A 19,530-nucleotide genomic window follows, 5' to 3' on the forward strand; every position below is an offset into this window, starting at 1 on the left:
GACGGATTTATTTTACCTGGAGAATAAATCCGTCCCCTTTTTTGTTAAGCGTTATGAGTGCTCAACGTCATTCATCGCGTTCAGTTTCCCTATCGAGCGTTCCTCTCTTCAGCGACTGAATGAGTCGTACAAACCCTTTGGCCTGGGCAAACCTTTTGTACAAAGCCGGAGTGATCTCGGACAACTTGGCCACTGCCTCCCCCATCGTTTTCCTGAGCTCGGCAGAGTACTTGAACGCAGCGATCTGCTCAGCCCTCGCATCGAAGAATTTGGCCAAGGCCGGAGCGTTTCCAGGGTTCCGGCTGAGGTGGGCCAGGAACAGCACGACCCGTAGTACCTCATGCGGATTGGACGGCTGAATATCTGGAATCAGATTACCGTACTTCGCCAGCGGCACAGCGAAGTCCTGGGGCTCCACGGACTCGGCAAATAGCATCGCTCTCAGGCGAATCCCAATGACGCCGCGTTGCTGGGCATCAAGAACCTGCAGCAGGGCGTCCATCATGGCGTACTGAGGCTGCCCCCATGGGGCTGGTGCCGCACCGTTGGCAATAGTGTTGAGAACCTCGATCAAGGCATCGCTGACAGCGGAAATGGTCGCTACGGGGATATCCTCTTGGACTATCGCCTCGACGATAGCGAGGTGCTGCTTCGCACCTGTCGAGATGATCTGAACCCAGTCATCTTCAGTCCGCTCTTCGCTTGTCAGTTGCTTGATTACGCTATCCCGCGTTTTAGGGAAGGCAAGCGCACCCGAGCCCAGTACATGCTTGATTAATAGGGCATCCGCCTTCAAAACATCCTGACAATTTTTTTCGATGAAAGCATCCCATGGGCTAAGCCAGGACAAGACGTCATCTTCCGACAACCCATAGGTCTCAACGGCTTGGGTCAGTATGCTGAAATGTACGGCCACCCAATCACAGTGCAACGTTCCAATACGTTTCTCCTGGATAAGGTGGGCAAGGTATCCAGCGATCGATTTGCCGACTTGCTCGTCGGACAGCAACGCGAATAGGGCAGCTGTGTTAAGCGTTGCATTCGCGAGCGATCGAAAGACCGGAGTTTCGAAAACGCCGTCCAAATCGTCCAATTTGGCTAACGCCTCGGCGTCAGCCTGGCGGATATAGGTGATAGCCGCCACGGCTTTGATCAGGGGGCTGGCGTTGTTTGCAAGCAACGTCGTGATGGCACCACCGATGACCTGATCAACATTCGTGGCTAATGCCAAGCCTAACACTGCATTTTCTATTTCACCGGCAGCGCCAGTGAATTTTGCCAGCGTCGCCACATCAGTCGCCTTGATCCCACCGGACAGGCCGCTGCCAAATTGACGCTCTGCGTGCAGCCATTCCAACGCAGGCACGACGCTCTCAGCTGGCAAGGGCACTAGGTCAAGCGGGTAATCTGGGCATGATGCTAGCTGCAAATGCGCGTCTGCCAAACCTGCGTTGCCGAAGGTGAGCGCCTGGGCGCTGATGACTCGCAACTCCTTGATATCGGGCAGCAAATGCATAACATATTCTGCTCGTTTCAGGACGACCTTATCGAACTCGAGATCCTGAGCGTGTAGGTAGAGGTCATACTCCACCAAGAGCATCCGAGCCGGTTCAAGCTCTTCCTGATCGAAGCTGGAGTTGAGGATCTTCACCAGATTGGCTTTCAGCTCATCGCCATGACCCATCAGCAGACTCCCATCCAGCCCCTGGCCTTTGCAATATCGAACAGCTTCGTAGAACTCTTCAGACCCCGTCTTCGACTCGCTGAACAGATCCAGTTGCCCTGTGTTGAGCAGCTCCAGCAGCTGGCTGATCCACTCCCCACCCTGCGCTTGGTGCGCGGCGGAGATGGTTGGCAGCAGCGAGGCGAGCACCGGTCGCTGCGCGATTAGCCGCTTCATAGCATCGGAGAAACCGAACAGCGAGGTGAGCCTGGCCAAAGCGTCATGATCCTGGGTGGCGAAAGCCTCCCCAAGCGGTGTATCCAGGAGTTCTGCGATCGCAATATTACCGGTCGTCAGGTAATGGATTTGCAGAAACTGGATCTGCCACCCCGTCTCCATGGTATTCCCAAGAACGGAACTCAAAATGGCTTTAGTGTCGCCGACCAGCTCGGCCTGAGATGTACCGAGCTCCTTCTCATACTCTGCAGAAAACCCATCAGTGCGCAGGATCTCTGGCAAAGTAAGCTCCGCGTACTTGCAGAGGAGTAGATGGGCAGCAATGGCCAGGAGACTGATCTGATCCCCTACCACGAGCGCCGTCGTCGCAATGTCGTTGATAAATTTCTTCTGCAGCCGGGGAGTAACAAGGTTGTTAGCCATCGGACTATGGCGCTGCAGCAACTGGGCGCTCTGCTCGATGAGGCTTTGTCCAGCAGCCGGGAACGTATGGCTCCAGAGCTGACGAAAACCATCTTTCCAGCCGGACGTGATGACAGGAGGCGCCCGGAATACGACCGGAAATTTCTTCGCAATGAAGTCCTTGGCATCGTATCGACGATCACCGTCCGCCTTCAGGTATTCGGCAACCTTCGTCGAGCAGAACGGAACGATGACGGTCAGGTTCGCAGCTTCAGCAGCCACCGCGATGAAGATCTCAAGATCGCTCCACACTGATCGCAGGCTGTCTTTCGGCAAACGATCCAGGTTGTCCAGGATGATGACGAAATGCTTGTCCTCAACGACCTTCAATTGCTCAAGTAACGTCCTCTTGAGATCCAGTGGCGTCACCTCCTTGCCCACCTCGATCTTTTCATTGATGTGGTCGTCGCTGGAACCTTTAAAGAGGCTGAGCAGACTCCAACGCTGCCCCCCTACATCCACGCGCCAATGCCAAACCTTGGCTGCAAGCAAAATCAGCACGGGGCTGAGTAGCGAGAAACAATGAACTGCAATCAGCCAAGCGGGTGCTTCTTGGGTGCTACGAGTGAGCGCGAAGATTTCGCGAAATGAAGTGGCGGCGAAAAACAGGCTGGCGACCAGCGCCAAAGCCCACGCACTAACACGGCTGGTCGTTTTCTTGGTGTACTCGAACAGGCGTCCCAACGCTCTGTCCCGCGAAGCTTTCAGGGCCTGCGCTGCCTTGCTGACGTGAGGTACCTCTTTGAGAACCTCATCGGTGAACAGCTCGATGAAATTACTCTTCGTCGAGCCCTGATAATTTTGTTCGCAATCAAAAAACCATACTCTGTAATCGGGGTCAGCAGCAGTCAGCTTTGCCTTCAGCATGTACAGGATCGAGCTCTTACCCGAGCCGAACTCACCGTCGAGGCCGACTACCTTGGATGGTGTCGCGCTCAGCAGGTGGCCGTGGATTGCACTCGCCACCTTGTCGTGACTACCACCTGGGAAAACATCCTGGCTTGTAGGGTGTTCGGTATGGAAATTGATCAACTGCATAGAAGTCCTTTTTGTGCGGAAGAAGCGCCAAAACACCATATGTAGTATTTTGTAGACTTGCAAACACAAAATAGCGGCATATCCTGCATGTGGCAAGCTGCCACATGCGTTGCCTCGGTACAACAGCAATATCTGCGTTGGACGGTAGGAAAATGCTCCTTGGCTCAGCCTGTAGCTGACGATAGTGCGCTTAAAGCTTGCTTCATCAGGCTAAGCGCACTTAGTGGTCTTCGGTAGACGCTTTTGCGAACGACAGCTAATGGCCGGTTTCTGCCAGTATCCACCGGCAGCTATGGATCGTTTTCCGCCGATCATAGCCATAAAACGCGGCAGTCAACTCCATACAAATGGTTGCTCAGGTCGATGCAATCAGGTGAGCAAATCCATGCAGTTCCCCATCACGCCTTGACCCAGCGCTGGCGACTCCAGCTGCTCAGTCCGTCGACGGCAAACACCAGCACCAACATCGCCAGGATCACCGTGCTGGCCTGGGCTTCCTGGAACAGGCTGAGGCTGACATAAAGCATCTGCCCCAAACCACCGGCACCAACAAAACCCAGCACGCTGGCCATGCGGATGTTGTTTTCCCAGCGATACAGGATGTACGCCAACAGCTGCGGAAACAGGTTGGGCAGGGTGCCGTAACAGAAGGCCCAGACGACGTTGCCGCCCTGCAGACGGATGGCTTCGGCCGGTTGCGGCGGGGTGTTTTCCAGCGCTTCGGCGAACAATCGACCCAGCACCCCGGTGGTGTGCATGGCCAATGCCAGGGTCCCGGCGTTGGGGCCGAGTCCGGCTGCCAGCACCATCAGCGCGGCCCACACCAGTTCGGGAATGGCGCGCAGGGCGTTAAGCACGAGGCGCGACGCACTCTGCAGTGGCCAACCGAAACGACCGGCCGCTGGCAAAGCCAGCACCAGGCCGAATACCGCCGCGAGCAGGGTGCCGAGGGCCGACATGGCCATGGTTTCCACGGCGCCACGGCCGATGGCTTGCAGATGGCCGGCGCTCAGGTCCGGGCTGAGAAAACGCAGCACGTAGGCGCCCATCTGCTTCAGGTTACCGCTGCCCGTCAGTTCGCCGAGGTCGATGCCCAGGTAGCTGAACGAAGCGACGACCGCTGTACCAATGCACAGGATCAGCAGCAGGTTGAAAAGGCGATTCATGCGAACCTCCAGCGCAACAGGCGGCTGATCTGATCGGCGAACAGCACCAGGACGAAAAAGGTCAGCAACATGCTCGCCACTTCACCACCGGCGAACATGCGCAACGACAAATCGATCTGCTGGCCCAGCCCGCCGGCGCCAACGAAGCCCATCACCACCGACGCGCGGATCGCGCATTCCCAGCGATATACCGTATACGACAGCAACTCCGCCCCGACATTGGGCAGGATGCCGTAGCAGAACGCCGCCAATCGGCTGCTGCCGGCTTGCATCAGTGAGTGGGCTGGGCGCTGGTCGACCGACTCGAAAATTTCCGCGTAGACCTTGCCCAGCATGCCGCTGTAGGTGATGGCAATGGCCAGCACCCCGGCCGTCGGGCCAAGGCCGACGGCGCGCACGAACAGCAAGGCCCAGACGATTTCCGGCACGCTGCGCAGGAAGATCAGCAACCCGCGCACCGGCCAGCGCAACAACCGGCCCAAGGCGCTCGGGCGACCGCTGCGCGAAGCCGCCGACAACGAGAGCGCCCGGCTGGCCAGCAGGCTGGCGGGGATGGCCAATAGCAAGGCCAGGGCCATGCCGGCGGTGGCGATGGCCAGGGTTTGCAACGTGGCTTGCCACAGCAACTGGAGGAACTCTTCGCCATGGGCCGGTGGCCAGAAGGCCGAGACAAACCGGCCCATTTCACTCTGGCTGTCAGCCTGGAGCAGCACGCCCAGGTCCAGTTCGCTGAAATGAATACCGGGCCACAACAGGGCAAGCGCCAACAAACTGAGCAACAGGCGGGGCAGGGTGGCCGGGTCTCGTGTATCGCGGGTCAGCATCGTGGAATCTGCAGGCTCAAGGGCGCCACTGGCGCGGGCGGCGACAGCAGTTGCTCGTTGGCGTAGAGCTTGTCGAGCAAATCGTGGTCGACGTCGCTGGCGGGAAGATCGAACAGGATCTGCCCTTCACGCAATCCGATGATGCGCGAGAAGTGCGCCAGGGCCAGTTCCACCGCATGCAGGCTGGCGACCAGCGTCACCTGGTGTTCCCGGGCATGGCGGCAGAGAACTGACAGGGTGTGCCCGGCTAGCACAGGGTCCATCGCCGACACCGGCTCATCGGCCAGCAGCACTTCGGGCGCCTGGTACAGCACCCGGGCAATGCCCACGCGCTGCAGTTGGCCGCCGGACAATTGCTGGCACTGGGCGAACAGCTTGTCACCCAGGTCCAGCTTGAGCAGTGCCGCCCGTGCGCCTGGAACATCCACCGGATGCAGCAGGCTCAACAGGCTTTTGGCAAAACCCCATTGCCCCAGCTTTCCGGCCAGCACCGCCGTGACCACCCGTTGCCGGGGGGGCAGGGGTGGTGCCTGATGCACCAGGCCGATGCGCGCCCGCAACTGCTGACGCCGACGCGCGCCGAGCTGCCAGGCGTGTTCGCCGAGTACCTCGACCGCGCCGTTGTCCGGGCGCAGGGCGGTGGCCAGCACGTTGAGCAGGCTCGACTTGCCGGCACCGGACGGGCCGATGATTGCGACTTGCTCACCGGCGCCGATGTGCAGGTCGACCTCATGCAGCGCACGCACGCCGTTGCCGTGGGTGAGGCTGACCCGGTTCAGGTGCAAGGTCATTTCAGCAGGTCGGCAGCGCGCGCGGCTTCCTCGATGCCCTTGTAGTTCTCAGGCTTGGTCTCGATGAAGCGGCTGGCGGCTTGCAGGTCCAGAATCGCTTTTTGCTCCGGGTTGGCCGGGTCGAGCGCGAGGAATGCCGCCTTGATTTTGCCAGCCAGGGCCGGGTCGAGGGTGCCGCGCACGGTCCAGTTGTAATCGAAGTAGGCCGGCGTGGTGGCGAAGACCTTGACCTTGTCGGTGTCGACCTTGCCGGCCTTGACCAGTTTTTCCCAGACGCTGGCATTGAGTACGCCGGCGTCCACTTTGCCAGCCTGAACCCAGGCGACCGTGGCGTCGTGGGCGCCCGAGTAACCGACGCGACTGAAGTAGGTTTCCGGCTTGATGCCGTCCTGCAGCATGAAGTAGCGCGGCATCAAACTGCCCGACGTCGACGAGACCGAGCCGAAGGCGAACGACTTGCCCTTGAGGTCGGCCAGCGACTTGACGGCCGGGTCGGCGGTGATGAATTTGCTGGTGAACTGGGCGTCCTGCTCACGCTGTACCAGTGGAATGGCATTGCCAGTTTTCAGTCGCGCCTGCACGAAGGTGAAGCCGCCCAGCCAGGCCATGTCGATACGGTCGGTGGCCAGCGCCTCGACCACCGCCGGGTAGTCGGACACCGGCACGAACTCGACCTTCATGCCCAGTTGCTTCTCCAGATACTCGCCCAGGGGCTTGAACTTGCGCAGCAATTCGGTGGGGGCTTCATCAGGAATGGCGCTGACCTTGAGGGTATCGGCGGCCTGTGCCAGCAGGGTGGAAAAGGATAGGGTCAGGCCGACGGCCAATGCCAGGGTACGTTTGAGCATGGAAGTTCTCCGGTTCAATAGCGGAAAAATGTCGATGCGCCCCGCACAAGCTGATTGCTGCACGACGCTTCGTGAGGGTAGACGAAAATGGCGCGATTATAGGGGCTCTTGCGTGCTTGACCAGCGTTGCAACAGGAGTGATGGCCTAAAAAAACCTGTAGGAGCGAGCTTGCTCGCGATGGTCGTTAACGATGCCGCGTGTTTACTGACTGAACGCGGCGCTCTTGAGTCCATCGCGAGCAAGCCCGCTCCCACAGGTTTTGCGGTGTCCCACCATTCAGGTGATTTACATCCTTGCCAACGCCTGCGCCAGATCGGCCCGCAAGTCCTCGACATCCTCGACGCCCACCGACAACCGCACCAACCCATCGCCAATCCCCAGTTCCGCGCGGGTATCGGGCGGGATGGTGGCGTGGGTCATGATTGCCGGGTGTTCGATAAGGCTTTCCACGCCGCCCAGGCTTTCGGCCAGGGCGAAGATCTGCACGCTTTCAAGGAAGCGTTTGGTACCGGCCAGATCACTGTTGAGGTCGAGGGAGATCATCCCGCCGAAACCGCGCATTTGCCGTTGGGCCAATTCGTGTTGCGGGTGCGACGGCAGGCCAGGGTAGTAGACCCGTGAGACTTGTGGCTGGCGCTCCAGCCACCGCGCCAGCTCCAGTGCGTTGCTGCAATGTCGCTCCATGCGCAGCGCCAGGGTCTTCACGCCGCGCAGGGTGAGGAAGGCATCGAACGGGCCGGCGATGGCGCCGACGGCGTTTTGCAGGAAGCCCAGGCTCTCGGCCAGTTCGGCGTTCTGCCCGACCACGGCGATACCGCCGATCACGTCGGAGTGACCGTTGAGGTATTTGGTGGTCGAGTGCAGCACGATGTCGAAGCCCAGCTCCAGCGGGCGCTGGATCCACGGGCTGGCGAAGGTGTTGTCGGCCACGCAGATGATGCCGCGGGCGCGGCAGGTGCGGGCGATGGCGGAGAGGTCGGTGAGGCGCAGCAGCGGATTGCTCGGGGTCTCGACCATGACCATGCGTGTGTCGTCTTGCAGGGACGCCTCGAACGCCGCCAGGTCGGTCAGGTCGACGAAGCTGAAGCGGTGCCCGGCGCTGCGCTGGCGCACCTTGTCGAACAGGCGGAAGGTGCCGCCGTACAGGTCGTTGCCCGAAACGATGTGCGAGCCGGCGTCGAGCAGTTCGAGCACCGTGGAAATGGTCGCCAGCCCCGAGGCGAAGGCCAAGCCCCGGGTGCCGCCTTCGAGGTCGGCCACGCAGCGTTCCAGCGCCCATCGCGTCGGGTTGTGCGAACGCCCGTAGTCCAGGCCTTTGTGCACCCCGGGGCTTTGCTGCAGGTAGGTGGAGTTGGCATAGATCGGCGGCATCAACGCCCCGGTCGAAGGGTCCGGCGCTTGCCCGGCGTGGATCACCCGGGTGGCGAAGCCCTGTGGCGGGGCGTTTTTATCCTGTTGACTCATGGCAGGGATCTCCGCAAATGGTTGAGCATGTCGGTTCGGGTAATCAGGCCGTGAAAGCCCGAGGCATCCTGGATGATCGCCACCAGTCCACGGCCCAGCTCGGCTTCCAGTTCAGCCAGCGTGGCATCGGGGGACAGGGTTTGCAGTTTGTCGGTCATGGCGCTGGAGACGGCCCTGCGAAAGTGCGCAACATCTTCATGCACGCCCAGCAGGATGTCGGACTCGTCGATCACGCCGACCAGTTGCTGCCCCTTCACCAGCACCGGCAGCTGCGAGACATCCGCCAGGCGCATGCGCTGGAAAGCCGTCAGTAGCGTGTCATCCGGGCCGACGCTGATCACTCGGCCATCCTCGAAGCGCCGCGCGATCAGGTCGCGCAGGTCGCCGTAGTGCTTGCGTTGCAGCAGGCCCTGATCGTTCATCCACTGGTCGTTGTAGACCTTCGACAGGTAACGCGTACCGGTGTCGCAGACGAAGCTGACCACCCGTTTCGGCTGGGTCTGTTCGCGACAGTAACGCAACGCCGCCGCCAGCAAGGTGCCGGTCGACGAACCGCCGAGAATCCCTTCGGCGCGCAGCAGTTGGCGGGCGTGATCAAAGCTTTCTTCGTCGCTGATCGAATAGGCGTGGCGCACGCTGGACAGGTCGGCAATCGACGGGATGAAGTCTTCGCCAATGCCTTCCACCGCCCAGGAACCGGGGGTGGGGAGGGTGCCACCGCGGCTGTATTCGGCCATCACCGAACCGACCGGGTCGGCCAGGACCATTTCCAGGTCCGGCTGTACTCGTTTGAAGAAACGGGTCAGCCCGGTGAGGGTGCCGGCCGAACCGACGCCGACGACGATGGCGTCCACATCATGCTGGGTTTGTGCCCAGATCTCCGGCGCGGTGCTGCATTCGTGGGCCAGCGGGTTGGCCGGGTTGTTGAACTGGTCGGCGAAGAACGCATCGGGAATTTCCGCTGCCAGCCGTGCGGCGACGTCCTGGTAATACTCGGGATGGCCCTTGCCGACGTCGGAGCGGGTGATGTGCACCTCGGCGCCCATGGCCTTGAGGTGCAAGACCTTCTCGGTGGACATCTTGTCCGGCACCACCAGCACCACTCGGTAACCCTTGGCGCGGCCGACCAGGGCCAGGCCGAGGCCGGTGTTGCCGGCGGTGGCTTCGACGATGGTGCCGCCGGGGCGCAGGCGGCCATCGCGTTCGGCGGTGTCGATCATCGCCAGACCGATGCGGTCCTTGATCGAGCCGCCGGGATTCTGGGATTCGAGTTTGAGAAACAGCGTACACGGGCCGGTATCGAATCGGCTGACGCGTACCAGAGGTGTATTGCCGATCAGTTCGAGCACGGCAGGGCGGGAGTTGTCAGTCATGTCGTCACTTCCTTGCGCTATTCGCACTGGGTGGACATCGACCGGCGCTGTGCCATCAGGCGTCAATCGCCGGCATTGCATCGCTAGGACCATAGGCCGGGATCAGGCCTCCCGCAACTTTGCACAGCCGACCGGTCGGCTCGACGCTTTTTCCTCGCCAGCAACCACAAAAAACATAATTTCGCTATTTCCCGGCTCCGAACAGAATGCGGCCAACACCCTGACACCGATAGCCGAAGCAGAAGAACAACAGTGATCAGAATCGAGGCGGCAGCCATGACCGACCTGAATCAAACCACCTTTCAGAAGTGCACAGCCATGACAGTTGATAAAACCGAAATTGATACGCTTGTTGTTGGCGCCGGCCAGGCCGGCGTGGCCATGAGTGAACACCTGAGCAAGCTCGGTGTGCCTCATCTCGTTGTGGAGCGCAATCGTATCGCCGAAGCCTGGCGCACCGGTCGCTGGGATTCGCTGGTCGCCAACGGCCCGGCCTGGCACGACCGCTTCCCGGGGCTGGAGTTCGACGGTCTGGACCCGGATGCCTTCGCCGGGAAAGAGCAGGTGGCTGAGTACTTCGAAGCCTACGCCCGCAAGTTCAACGCGCCGATCCGTACCGGCGTGGACGTGAAGAAAGTCGAACGTAACACCGACCGTCCCGGTTTCACCGTTGAAACCTCTGATGGCGTGATCGAGGCCCGGCATGTGGTGGTCGCCACCGGTCCGTTCCAGCGTCCGGCCATTCCGCCGATTGCCCCACAAATCGCCGGCATCGCGCAGATTCACTCCGCCCAATACTACAACCCGCAGCAACTGGCCGAAGGCGCGGTGCTGGTGGTGGGTGCAGGTTCCTCGGGCGTGCAGATCGCCGATGAACTGCAACGTTCCGGCAAGCAGGTCTACCTGTCGGTGGGCGCCCACGATCGTCCGCCGCGAGCCTATCGCAACCGTGATTTCTGCTGGTGGCTGGGGGTGCTTGGCGAGTGGGATGCCGAAGCTATGCAACCGGGCAAGGAACACGTGACCATCGCCGTGAGCGGTGCCCGTGGCGGCCATACCGTGGACTTCCGCCGGCTGGCTCACCAAGGCATGACCCTGGTTGGCCTGACCCAAGCGTTTAACGGTGCTGTGGTGAGTTTCGAAAACAACCTCGCTGACAACATCCAGCGCGGCGATGAAAACTACTTGGCGTTGCTCGACAAGGCCGACGCCTACATCGAACGCAATGGCCTGGACCTGCCACTGGAACCCGAAGCCCGGGCCATGCTGGCGGACCCGGATTGCGTGACCAATCCAATCCTGGAGCTGGATCTGCTCAAGGCCGGTGTCACCACGATTATCTGGGCCACTGGTTACTCCACCGATTACAGCTGGCTGAAGGTCGATGCCTTCAAGGAAAACGGCAAGCCGCAGCACCAGCGCGGTGTGTCGGCCGAGCCGGGGGTGTATTTCGTGGGGTTGCCTTGGCAGTCCCGTCGTGGCTCCGCGTTTATCTGGGGCGTTTGGCACGACGCCAAGCACATCGCCGACCACATCGTTAAACAGCACACCTATCTCAACTACCGGGATGCGACCCAGCGTCAAGCCGAAGCCGCCCGTGCACCTATTCACAAAGCCAGCCTCATGGGAGTTCGTTAATGCCTACTCATACCCGCATCCGCATGTTCAACACCAAAGACACCTACCCGAACCAGACGCTGGACAACGATTTGTGCCAGGCCGTGCGCGCCGGCAACACCGTGTATGTGCGTGGTCAGGTCGGTACCGATTTCAACGGCCAACTGGTGGGCCTCGGTGATCCGCGCGCCCAGGCCGAGCAGGCCATGCGCAACGTCAAGCAACTGCTGGAAGAGGCGGGCAGCGACCTGAGCCACATCGTCAAGACCACCACCTACCTGATCGACCCACGCTATCGCGAGCCGGTGTACCAGGAGGTCGGCAAGTGGCTCAAGGGCGTGTTCCCGATTTCCACGGGTCTTGTGGTCAGCGCCCTCGGCCAGCCGCAGTGGCTGATGGAAATTGATGTGATCGCTGTCATCCCTGAATAAGGAATTCGCCATGACTTTTTCCATCGTGGGTCGCTGCGCCGAGACCGGCCAGCTGGGCATTGCCATCAGCTCTTCGAGCATTGCCGTCGGCGCGCGCTGCCCGTGGCTGCGGGCCGGTGTCGGCGCGGTGTCGAGCCAGAACATCACGCTGCCGGCCCTCGGCCCGCAGATCCTCGATGAACTGGCCAACGGCTCGGCGCCGCCCCAGGCGCTGGACCACTCATTGACCCGCAACGGCTACAGCCAATATCGCCAGGTGGCGGTGGTGGACGCCCACGGGCGCACGGCGGTGTTCAGTGGCAACCATGCCCTGGGCATCAATAACGCTGTGGCCGGTGACCAATGCGTGGCGGCCGGCAACCTGCTGGCCAACAGTGGGGTGATCGAGGCGATGGTCGCGGCGTTCGAAAGCAGCGAAGGCTGCCTCGCCACCCGGCTGATGAGCGCCTTGCAGGCCGGGCAGGACGCTGGCGGCGAAGCCGGCGCGGTGCACTCGGCAGCGCTGTCGGTGGTCGGTGACCTGACCTGGCCGATTGTCGACCTGCGGGTGGACTGGGCCGAGGAAAACCCGATTGGCGAGCTGGGCAAACTGTGGACGGCCTACGAGCCGCAATTGCAGGACTATCTGACCCGCGCCCTCAATCCGACCCTGGCCCCCGCGTATGGAGTGCCCGGCGATGAGTGAGTTGCGCAGCCGCGCCATGCTCGCGCGATTGATCGGGTTCGCCACGGTCAGCCGCGATTCGAACCTGGAGCTGATCGAGTTCGTGCGCGACTACCTGCACGAACTGGGCGTGGATTGCGAACTGATCTACAACGCCGAGCGGACCAAGGCCAATCTGTTGGCCACGGTCGGCCCGCGTGTGGCTGGCGGCATCGTGCTGTCCGGGCACACCGACGTGGTGCCGGTGGACGGCCAGGCCTGGACGGTCGAACCGTTCTGCCTGAGCGAGGCGCACGGCAAGCTTTACGGTCGCGGCAGCGCGGACATGAAAGGCTATCTGGCTTCTGTGCTGGCCGCTGTGCCGATGTTTCTCTCCAGCCCTTTAAAGCGCCCGGTGCATTTGGCGCTTTCCTATGACGAGGAGGTCGGTTGCCTCGGCGTGCGCGGCTTGCTGGAAGTGCTGCCCCAACGCATCCCGGCACCAGCGCTGTGTTTGATCGGCGAGCCGACCGAACTCAAGCCGGTGCTCGGTCACAAGGGCAAACTGGCGATGCGGTGTCACGTGCGCGGCGCCGCCTGTCATTCGGCCTACGCACCTTACGGGGTCAATGCCATCGAGCAGGCCGCGCGCCTGATCGGTCGGCTGGGTGACATCGGCGCCACACTGGCTCGCCCGCAATTGCACGACAAGCGCTTCGACCCGGCGTTCTCGACCGTGCAGGTCGGAGTGATCCAGGGCGGTACGGCGCTGAACATCGTTCCAGCGGACTGCCGTTTCGATTTCGAGATCCGCGCCTTGCCGGACTTCGCCCCACAAGTGGTCGTCGATGAGTTGCAGGACTACGCCGAACAAACGTTGCTGCCGGCCATGCAGGCCGTGGACACCGATACCGGTATCCGCTTTGAAAAAATCTCGGCCTATCCCGGCCTGGCGACACCCGCCGACAGTGCAGCGGCCCGCCTCATTGCCCAGCTGTGCGGCAGCGACGAGTTCAGCACCGTGGCCTTTGGCACCGAAGGCGGGCTGTTCGATCAGGCCGGGATTCCATCGGTGGTCTGCGGTCCCGGCAGCATGGACCAGGGGCACAAGCCCGATGAATTTGTCAGCGTTGATCAGATGGCGGCCTGTGACCGCTTGATGGATCGCCTGGCGGCTTACTTGAGTGAATCCGAACACCCATAACAACAACGGGCCGACAAGCCCCGAGGAAGCGATCCATGTCCAGATCCTTGCGTTGCAGTGTTCCGTTTGCCCTGGCGTTGTTGAGTGCCAGTGTGTGGGCGGCCCCCCAGGACCTCACCGTGATTTCCTTCGGTGGTGCTACCAAACAGGCCCAGGATAAGGCCTACTTCCAGCCCTTCAACGCCAGCGGCGCGGGCAACATCATCGCCGGGGAGTACAACGGCGAGCTGTCGAAGATCAAGGCCATGGTCTCCGCCGGTCACACCAGCTGGGACGTGGTGGAAGTCGAAAGCCCCGAGTTGTTGCGTGGCTGCGAAGAGGGCCTGTTCGAGAAGCTCGATGCGGGACGCTTTGGTGATTCGGCGAACTTCGTGCCGGGTGCGCTGACCGAGTGCGGTGTCGCAACCTATGTCTGGTCGATGGTCATGGCCTACGACCAGAGCAAGCAGGCCAAGGCGCCGCAGTCCTGGGCCGACTTCTGGAACGTCGCCGACTTCCCGGGCAAGCGCGGCCTGCGCAAGAGCGCCAAGTACACCCTGGAAATCGCGTTGCTCGCCGACGGCGTCAAGGCGGACGACGTGTACAAGGTCTTGAAAACCCCGCAAGGCGTGACGCGGGCTTTTGCCAAGCTCGACCAGATCAAGCCGAACATCCAGTGGTGGGAGGCGGGCGCGCAGCCGGCGCAATGGCTGGTGGCCGGTGACGTGGTGATGAGCGCGGCCTACAACGGCCGGATCGCTTCGGCGCAGAAGGAAGGCATGAAATTGAGCATCGTCTGGCCGCAGAGCCTGTACGACCCGGAATACTGGGCGGTGGTCAAAGGCACGCCGAACAAGGCATTGGCGGAAAACTTCATCGCCTTTGCCAGCCAGCCGCAGACGCAAAAAGTCTTCTCGGAAACCATCCCCTACGGGCCGGTGCATCGCCAGACCCTGCCATTGCTGCCCAAGGATGTGCAGGACCAACTGCCGACCGCAGAGGCCAACCTGGCCGGCGCGCGGGCCGTGGACGCGGAGTTCTGGGTTGACCATGGCGAGGAGCTTGAGCAGCGCTTCAATGCCTGGGCTGCGCGCTGATACAGGCACCGCATAACCCCTGTGGGAGCGGGCTTGCTCGCGAAAGCGGTACTTCAGTCACATCGATGTTGGATGTGCCGCCGCCATCGCGAGCAAGCTCGCTCCCACAAAAAGCGCAGTGCAATACCTCGGGTTCATGCTTTGCCGTCTTCACGGAATGACGATGGTAGTCAATTCGGACGAAGGACCCTGTGGGAGCGAGCTTGCTCGCGATGAGGCCGTCAGATTCAACATCTTCGTTGGCTGACTCTCCGCCATCGCGAGCAAGCTCGCTCCCACAGGGATTTCGTCGTTCAGTTGTCATGGTGTTCTGATCAGTATTTTATTTTTATTGGTTTTTTCTGCCGGTTATTCCGGAAAACCGCGCAATCTTTTTTAAGGTTTAAAGGCACAAATTAACTAATTTTCCTCCTCTCGCTCTTTGTCCATGATCGCCTCCAACAAGAAATGCGCAGGTATGCCCGCGCACACCGAAGTACGAACACGTACTCATCCTTGCCTTGGAGTTCGTCATGTCCACCACCGCTTCATCCGCCCCGCTCATCGAGAAACACACGATCGGGTACGTCCCCCCTGAGGATCGCCACGGAAAGGTCAAAGATCTGTTCACCCTGTGGTTCGGCGGCAATATCGCGCCGTTGCCCATCGTTACCGGCGCGCTTGGCGTGCAGTTGTTTCACCTGAATCTGGTCTGGGGCATCGTCGCGATCATTGTCGGCCACCTGGTCGGCGGTGTGCTGATGGCGCTGCACTCGGCGCAAGGCCCGCAGATGGGCATTCCGCAGATGATCCAGAGTCGCGCTCAGTTCGGTTCGCTGGGCGCGTTGCTGGTGGTGGTGATTGCCGGCGTGATGTACATCGGTTTCTTCGCTTCCAACATCGTCCTGGCCGGCAAGTCGCTGCATGGCGTGGTCGAGAGCGTGCCGGTGTCGGTCGGCATCGTCCTTGGCGGCCTTGGCTCGGGGATCATCGGCATCATTGGCTACCGCTTCATCCACGTGCTCAATCGCATCGGCACCTGGGTGCTGGGCCTCGGCATCGTGCTCGGCTTCGGCTACATCCTGACCCACGTGCAGACCGATGACTTCCTGACACGTGGCAGTTTCAACATCTCCGGCTGGCTGGCCACGGTGTCGCTGGCGGCGCTGTGGCAGATCGCATTCGCGCCCTACGTGTCCGACTACTCGCGCTACCTGCCCAAAGACGTGAAGGTCAGTTCGACGTTCTGGGCGACCTACCTCGGCTCCTCGCTGGGTTCAATCCTGTCCTTCGTGTTCGGTGCCGTCGCCGTGCTGGCCACGCCGGTGGGTATGGACACCATGGATGCGGTGAAACTCGCGACCGGCGCCATCGGCCCGCTGATGCTGGTGCTGTTTCTGCTCAGCGTGATCAGCCACAACGCCCTGAATCTGTATGGCGCCGTGCTGTCGGTGATCACCTTGCTGCAAACCTTCGCCCACCGCTGGATTCCGACTGCTTCGAGCCGGGCGGTACTGTCGCTGATCATCCTGGCCGGTTGCTGCGTGGCGGCCATCGGCGCCTCGGCGGATTTCATCGGGCATTTCGTCGACCTGGTACTGGCGTTGCTGGTGGTGCTGGTGCCGTGGACCGCGATCAACCTCATCGACTTCTACGCGATCCACAAGGGTGAGTACGACATCGCCTCGATCTTCCGCGTCGACGGCGGCATCTATGGCCGCTTCAACCCGCAGGCGCTGTTGGCCTACGCCATCGGCATCGTGGTGCAGATCCCGTTCATGAACACGCCGATATACACCGGTCCCGTGGCCGTGCACATTGATGGTGCGGATTTATCCTGGTTGGTCGGGCTGGTGGTCACCACACCGCTGTACTACTGGCTGGCGAACCGTGATACGGCTTATCGTCGGCGCCAGAACATGGCCAGTCTGATGCCGACCAACAGTTGATCGGGCCTGTGGCACAGGCGTACCGGGTTGAAATGATTGTGTAATTCGGGATGGTCGTTTGCCGGGCGTATGGCTATGCTCAGCAAGTTTGCCAAACGCCAATGATAACAATCATAGTGAAACCATGAGCCAATCAGACACGCGTGCGACTGTTCTAGCGCTGTATCCAGAAGACTCCCGCGAGGCGGCGGCATTGCTCAAGCAGGCAGTGCCGCTGATGGTTCGTCACAACATTCCACCCAACCCGGTGCACTACGCGCTCTGGTACACCTACAGCAAGGGCCAGGAGCCGGAGCTCAATCGGCACCTGGACCGGGTGGTCAACGACTTCGACTACTTCCCGCCGGAGTCGGCCGCCAAGCTGTTTCGCGAGTACATCATCCGCGATGAACTGGCGGACGCCCGCTCCGGGCAGCAGGACGCGATCAATCTGGTCGACGACATGGAGCGCGATGTATCGCGCAGCGTGAAGGGTAACCAGGATTTCCAGGCCAGCCTCGGCCAATACCTGCAGATGCTCGAAGAGCCAGCCAGCGAGCGCTTGCCGAGCATCCTGACCCAACTGCAACAGAGCACCCGGCTGATGCAGGGGCAGCAGGAACACTTCCTCGCCCAGTTGCAATCGGCACAGCATGAAATCAAAAGCCTGCGTGACAAGCTGGAGCGCGCCCAACTGGCCGCGACCCTCGATGGCCTGACCGAATTGCTCAACCGCACCACCTTCAACCGCCAGCTTGAACAGGCCTTGAGCAACGTGGCGACGGGCGTGGCGCTGGTCATGCTGGATATCGACCACTTCAAGCAATTCAACGACCAGTACGGCCACCCCTTGGGCGACCGCGTACTTCAGCATGTCGCCCGGGTGTTGCGCGATTCGCTGCCTGGCGAAGCGTTCGCGGCACGTTATGGCGGCGAGGAGTTTTGCGTGGTGCTCAAGGATTGTCCGGACCTGGCCGCCGCGGGCGCTTTTGCCGAGCGCCTGCGTTTGAAAATCCAGTCGCTGCGGGTCAAGGCCCGGGGCACCGACACGGTGCTGGACACCATCACCGCCTCGTTCGGCGTGGCCCATGCACAACCCGGCGATACACCGGAAAGCCTGGTGACCCGCGCAGACGACGCGCTATACCAGGCCAAGCGCAACGGGCGCAATCAGGTGCGTCAGCAGCCTGCCGTAGCGGTCGGGTCGTAGATTTCAGTTTCACGGGGGTCAAGGTCGCTGGCGAAAGTCTACGCTGCTTCCTGGGCATGGGTTAGCGACATACCCATCAGGGTGCAGAACAGCACATCCCGGTGACACGCCACTCAACTCAGAGCCAGTACTCCCAAAGGCGCGCCATCTGCTCCTTGGCTTTCACACCGAGCGAGCGGCTCTGCCACTTTTCCATCTTGATTTCGTTCGACTTGGCGAGATCGGCCAGGAATGCCGCCTGCATTTTTTTTCCAAACCCGGCGCCCAGCACAACAACGTTGACTTCATCGTTATGCAGGAAGCTACGCCAGTCGAGGTTGGTGGAGCCGACAGTCGACCACACGCCATCGATTACTGCTGTCTTGACGTGGAGTAGCGCGTCTTTGCGTTCGTAAAGCTTGACGTTGGCTTTCAGCAGCTCGCTGTAGTAGGCGCGTCCAGCATGGAACACCAGCCACGAATCGGTGCTGCTGGGCAGCACCAGCTTGACGTCGACGCCACGTGCTGCAGCCTCCTTGAGTGCCGCCAGCAACTGCGGGTCGGGAATAAAGTAGGCGTTAGTCAGCCATATCTCGGATTGCGCGCTACGCAGCGCCGAAATCAGCGTGGCATAGATCAGGCTGAACGGCTCATTTGGCGAGCTTCCGATGGCCCGCACCACCTCGGTGCCTTTGCGCTCGGGCGGCGGAAAGTAGTGGCGAGCTGCGAGTGGTTCGCCTTTCTGGGTAGCCCAGGTTCCGATGAACAGCTTCTGGAGTTCCGCAACCACAGGCCCCTCGATGCGCAAGTCGGTATCGCGCCAGGGCAAATCACCATTTGGGCGAGTCTTTGAGTAAGAGTTGAACGAGCTCCCCGAATAGACGCTGCTGATGTTGATCCCGCCGAGAAAGGCAATACGGCCGTCCACGATCAGCAGCTTTCGGTGATCGCGCTGGTTCACGTCCCAGCCCGCTTTGGCCGTCACCGGATTGACTGGGTTGTACTCCAGCACCTTGACGCCCGCGTCGGTCAATTGAGAGAAAAACGCTGATGATGTTTTAAGGGTTCCGACGCTGTCACGGATCAGATTGACCTGTACGCCTTGCCGTTGCCGAGCGATCAGCGCGGTGGCGAAGCGCTGGCCGACTTCATCATCGTCGAGGATGTAGGTCTCCATGTTGATGTGGTCGCGCGCTGCTTCCACGGCTTTGATCATCGACTGGTAGGTGGTGGGGCCGTCCTGCAGCAAGTCGACCTTGTTTCCTTCCGTCAGCGGGCTGCCGACGATGGACTCTTCGATTGCGAGGTGCACGTCGAAGATGTCGGTCTCTGCGCCGGTGGACTCGAGTCGATCGAGAATGGCCTTGCTGCGCTCGGCTGACAGAGGCCCGTGTACCCCGTCGAGCTGCACTGGCGCAGAGGGCGCGCGAGCCATATCGGGCACTATCCTGGGCAATGTACTGCAGGAAACCACAAATGCCAGGAGCACAGCCATGCACAGAGCCAGAGGAACACACACACCCTTACATGTGGCAAAAAGATTCATCAGGCCCCCTCTTTGTGAGGACGGTGATAGCGAGTGGCGATGCCGTCACT

General features: G+C 61.0%; 15 protein-coding genes. 7 read left to right on the top strand and 8 right to left on the bottom strand.

Annotated elements, in window-relative coordinates; translation table 11 throughout:
- Nucleotides 1-67 precede the first annotated feature (67 nt).
- From AC1RP7_RS15685 to AC1RP7_RS15715, 7 genes are all read right to left on the bottom strand, one after another.
- On the bottom strand, nt 68-3,400 hold the full coding sequence (locus AC1RP7_RS15685; protein WP_493182596.1) for a P-loop NTPase fold protein: 3,333 nt from the start codon (nt 3,398-3,400) through the stop codon (nt 68-70).
- 398 nt (nt 3,401-3,798) lie between these two features.
- Nucleotides 3,799-4,566, bottom strand: coding sequence for a phosphonate ABC transporter, permease protein PhnE (phnE, locus tag AC1RP7_RS15690; protein WP_493182598.1), 768 nt, complete (start codon nt 4,564-4,566; stop codon nt 3,799-3,801).
- Complete coding sequence (locus AC1RP7_RS15695) at nt 4,563-5,390, bottom strand: PhnE/PtxC family ABC transporter permease (RefSeq protein ID WP_154947371.1); 828 nt, start codon at nt 5,388-5,390, stop codon at nt 4,563-4,565. The genes phnE and AC1RP7_RS15695 overlap by 4 nt, the downstream gene beginning before the upstream one ends.
- Nucleotides 5,384-6,181, bottom strand: a complete 798-nt coding sequence (locus AC1RP7_RS15700) for a phosphonate ABC transporter ATP-binding protein (protein ID WP_349736748.1) — start codon at nt 6,179-6,181, stop codon at nt 5,384-5,386. The genes AC1RP7_RS15695 and AC1RP7_RS15700 overlap by 7 nt, the downstream gene beginning before the upstream one ends.
- On the bottom strand, nt 6,178-7,029 hold the full coding sequence (locus tag AC1RP7_RS15705) for a putative selenate ABC transporter substrate-binding protein (RefSeq protein ID WP_090456250.1): 852 nt from the start codon (nt 7,027-7,029) through the stop codon (nt 6,178-6,180). Before AC1RP7_RS15705 ends, AC1RP7_RS15700 begins: the two co-directional genes overlap by 4 nt.
- Nucleotides 7,030-7,315: 286 nt before the next feature.
- Complete coding sequence (locus tag AC1RP7_RS15710; protein WP_493182600.1) at nt 7,316-8,494, bottom strand: trans-sulfuration enzyme family protein; 1,179 nt, start codon at nt 8,492-8,494, stop codon at nt 7,316-7,318.
- On the bottom strand, nt 8,491-9,867 hold the full coding sequence (locus tag AC1RP7_RS15715) for a pyridoxal-phosphate dependent enzyme (protein ID WP_090456244.1): 1,377 nt from the start codon (nt 9,865-9,867) through the stop codon (nt 8,491-8,493). The genes AC1RP7_RS15710 and AC1RP7_RS15715 overlap by 4 nt, the downstream gene beginning before the upstream one ends.
- Nucleotides 9,868-10,143: 276 nt before the next feature.
- Between AC1RP7_RS15715 and AC1RP7_RS15720 the strand changes: the two genes are divergently transcribed.
- The 7 genes from AC1RP7_RS15720 to AC1RP7_RS15750 all read left to right on the top strand — a co-directional run bounded on the left by AC1RP7_RS15720 (nt 10,144) and on the right by AC1RP7_RS15750 (nt 17,955).
- A complete protein-coding gene (locus tag AC1RP7_RS15720; RefSeq protein ID WP_191625446.1) occupies nt 10,144-11,505 on the top strand; it encodes a flavin-containing monooxygenase in 1,362 nt (453 codons plus the stop codon).
- Nucleotides 11,505-11,915 carry a RidA family protein gene (locus tag AC1RP7_RS15725; protein ID WP_003201555.1) on the top strand — a complete coding sequence of 137 codons (411 nt, stop codon included), beginning with the start codon at nt 11,505-11,507 and terminating at the stop codon, nt 11,913-11,915. Before AC1RP7_RS15720 ends, AC1RP7_RS15725 begins: the two co-directional genes overlap by 1 nt.
- A gap of 10 nt (nt 11,916-11,925) precedes the next feature.
- Entirely contained in the window at nt 11,926-12,600 is a 675-nt protein-coding gene (locus AC1RP7_RS15730) for a DUF1028 domain-containing protein (protein ID WP_493182602.1), read from the top strand.
- On the top strand, nt 12,593-13,762 hold the full coding sequence (gene argE, locus AC1RP7_RS15735; RefSeq protein ID WP_493182603.1) for an acetylornithine deacetylase: 1,170 nt from the start codon (nt 12,593-12,595) through the stop codon (nt 13,760-13,762). Before AC1RP7_RS15730 ends, argE begins: the two co-directional genes overlap by 8 nt.
- A gap of 35 nt (nt 13,763-13,797) precedes the next feature.
- The gene (locus AC1RP7_RS15740; RefSeq protein WP_090456239.1) at nt 13,798-14,838 is read left to right on the top strand and encodes an ABC transporter substrate-binding protein; all 1,041 of its coding nucleotides are present in this window, start codon (nt 13,798-13,800) and stop codon (nt 14,836-14,838) included.
- A 512-nt stretch (nt 14,839-15,350) separates the two neighbouring features.
- Complete coding sequence (locus tag AC1RP7_RS15745) at nt 15,351-16,766, top strand: purine-cytosine permease family protein (protein ID WP_492624206.1); 1,416 nt, start codon at nt 15,351-15,353, stop codon at nt 16,764-16,766.
- 124 nt (nt 16,767-16,890) lie between these two features.
- A complete protein-coding gene (locus AC1RP7_RS15750) occupies nt 16,891-17,955 on the top strand; it encodes a GGDEF domain-containing protein (protein ID WP_492585915.1) in 1,065 nt (354 codons plus the stop codon).
- A 118-nt stretch (nt 17,956-18,073) separates the two neighbouring features.
- Here the strand turns inward: AC1RP7_RS15750 and cls are convergent, their stop codons facing one another.
- On the bottom strand, nt 18,074-19,369 hold the full coding sequence (gene cls / locus AC1RP7_RS15755; protein ID WP_223503007.1) for a cardiolipin synthase: 1,296 nt from the start codon (nt 19,367-19,369) through the stop codon (nt 18,074-18,076).
- Between the last annotated feature and the right edge of the window lie 161 nt (nt 19,370-19,530).

Source organism: Pseudomonas sp. GW822-FHT01E03, from assembly GCF_058802985.1.

What these genes read in the sequence shown, in the direction of transcription:
- AC1RP7_RS15715 (WP_090456244.1), bottom strand. Translation starts at nt 9,867, where the DNA reads ATGACTGACAACTCCCGCCCTGCCGTGCTCGAACTGATCGGCAATACA.
- AC1RP7_RS15730 (WP_493182602.1), top strand. Translation starts at nt 11,926, where the DNA reads ATGACTTTTTCCATCGTGGGTCGCTGCGCCGAGACCGGCCAGCTGGGC.
- AC1RP7_RS15700 (WP_349736748.1), bottom strand. Translation starts at nt 6,181, where the DNA reads ATGACCTTGCACCTGAACCGGGTCAGCCTCACCCACGGCAACGGCGTG.
- AC1RP7_RS15740 (WP_090456239.1), top strand. Translation starts at nt 13,798, where the DNA reads ATGTCCAGATCCTTGCGTTGCAGTGTTCCGTTTGCCCTGGCGTTGTTG.
- argE (WP_493182603.1), top strand. Translation starts at nt 12,593, where the DNA reads ATGAGTGAGTTGCGCAGCCGCGCCATGCTCGCGCGATTGATCGGGTTC.
- AC1RP7_RS15720 (WP_191625446.1), top strand. Translation starts at nt 10,144, where the DNA reads ATGACCGACCTGAATCAAACCACCTTTCAGAAGTGCACAGCCATGACA.
- AC1RP7_RS15725 (WP_003201555.1), top strand. Translation starts at nt 11,505, where the DNA reads ATGCCTACTCATACCCGCATCCGCATGTTCAACACCAAAGACACCTAC.
- AC1RP7_RS15705 (WP_090456250.1), bottom strand. Translation starts at nt 7,029, where the DNA reads ATGCTCAAACGTACCCTGGCATTGGCCGTCGGCCTGACCCTATCCTTT.
- AC1RP7_RS15745 (WP_492624206.1), top strand. Translation starts at nt 15,351, where the DNA reads ATGTCCACCACCGCTTCATCCGCCCCGCTCATCGAGAAACACACGATC.
- phnE (WP_493182598.1), bottom strand. Translation starts at nt 4,566, where the DNA reads ATGAATCGCCTTTTCAACCTGCTGCTGATCCTGTGCATTGGTACAGCG.
- AC1RP7_RS15685 (WP_493182596.1), bottom strand. Translation starts at nt 3,400, where the DNA reads ATGCAGTTGATCAATTTCCATACCGAACACCCTACAAGCCAGGATGTT.
- cls (WP_223503007.1), bottom strand. Translation starts at nt 19,369, where the DNA reads ATGGCTCGCGCGCCCTCTGCGCCAGTGCAGCTCGACGGGGTACACGGG.
- AC1RP7_RS15710 (WP_493182600.1), bottom strand. Translation starts at nt 8,494, where the DNA reads ATGAGTCAACAGGATAAAAACGCCCCGCCACAGGGCTTCGCCACCCGG.
- AC1RP7_RS15695 (WP_154947371.1), bottom strand. Translation starts at nt 5,390, where the DNA reads ATGCTGACCCGCGATACACGAGACCCGGCCACCCTGCCCCGCCTGTTG.
- AC1RP7_RS15750 (WP_492585915.1), top strand. Translation starts at nt 16,891, where the DNA reads ATGAGCCAATCAGACACGCGTGCGACTGTTCTAGCGCTGTATCCAGAA.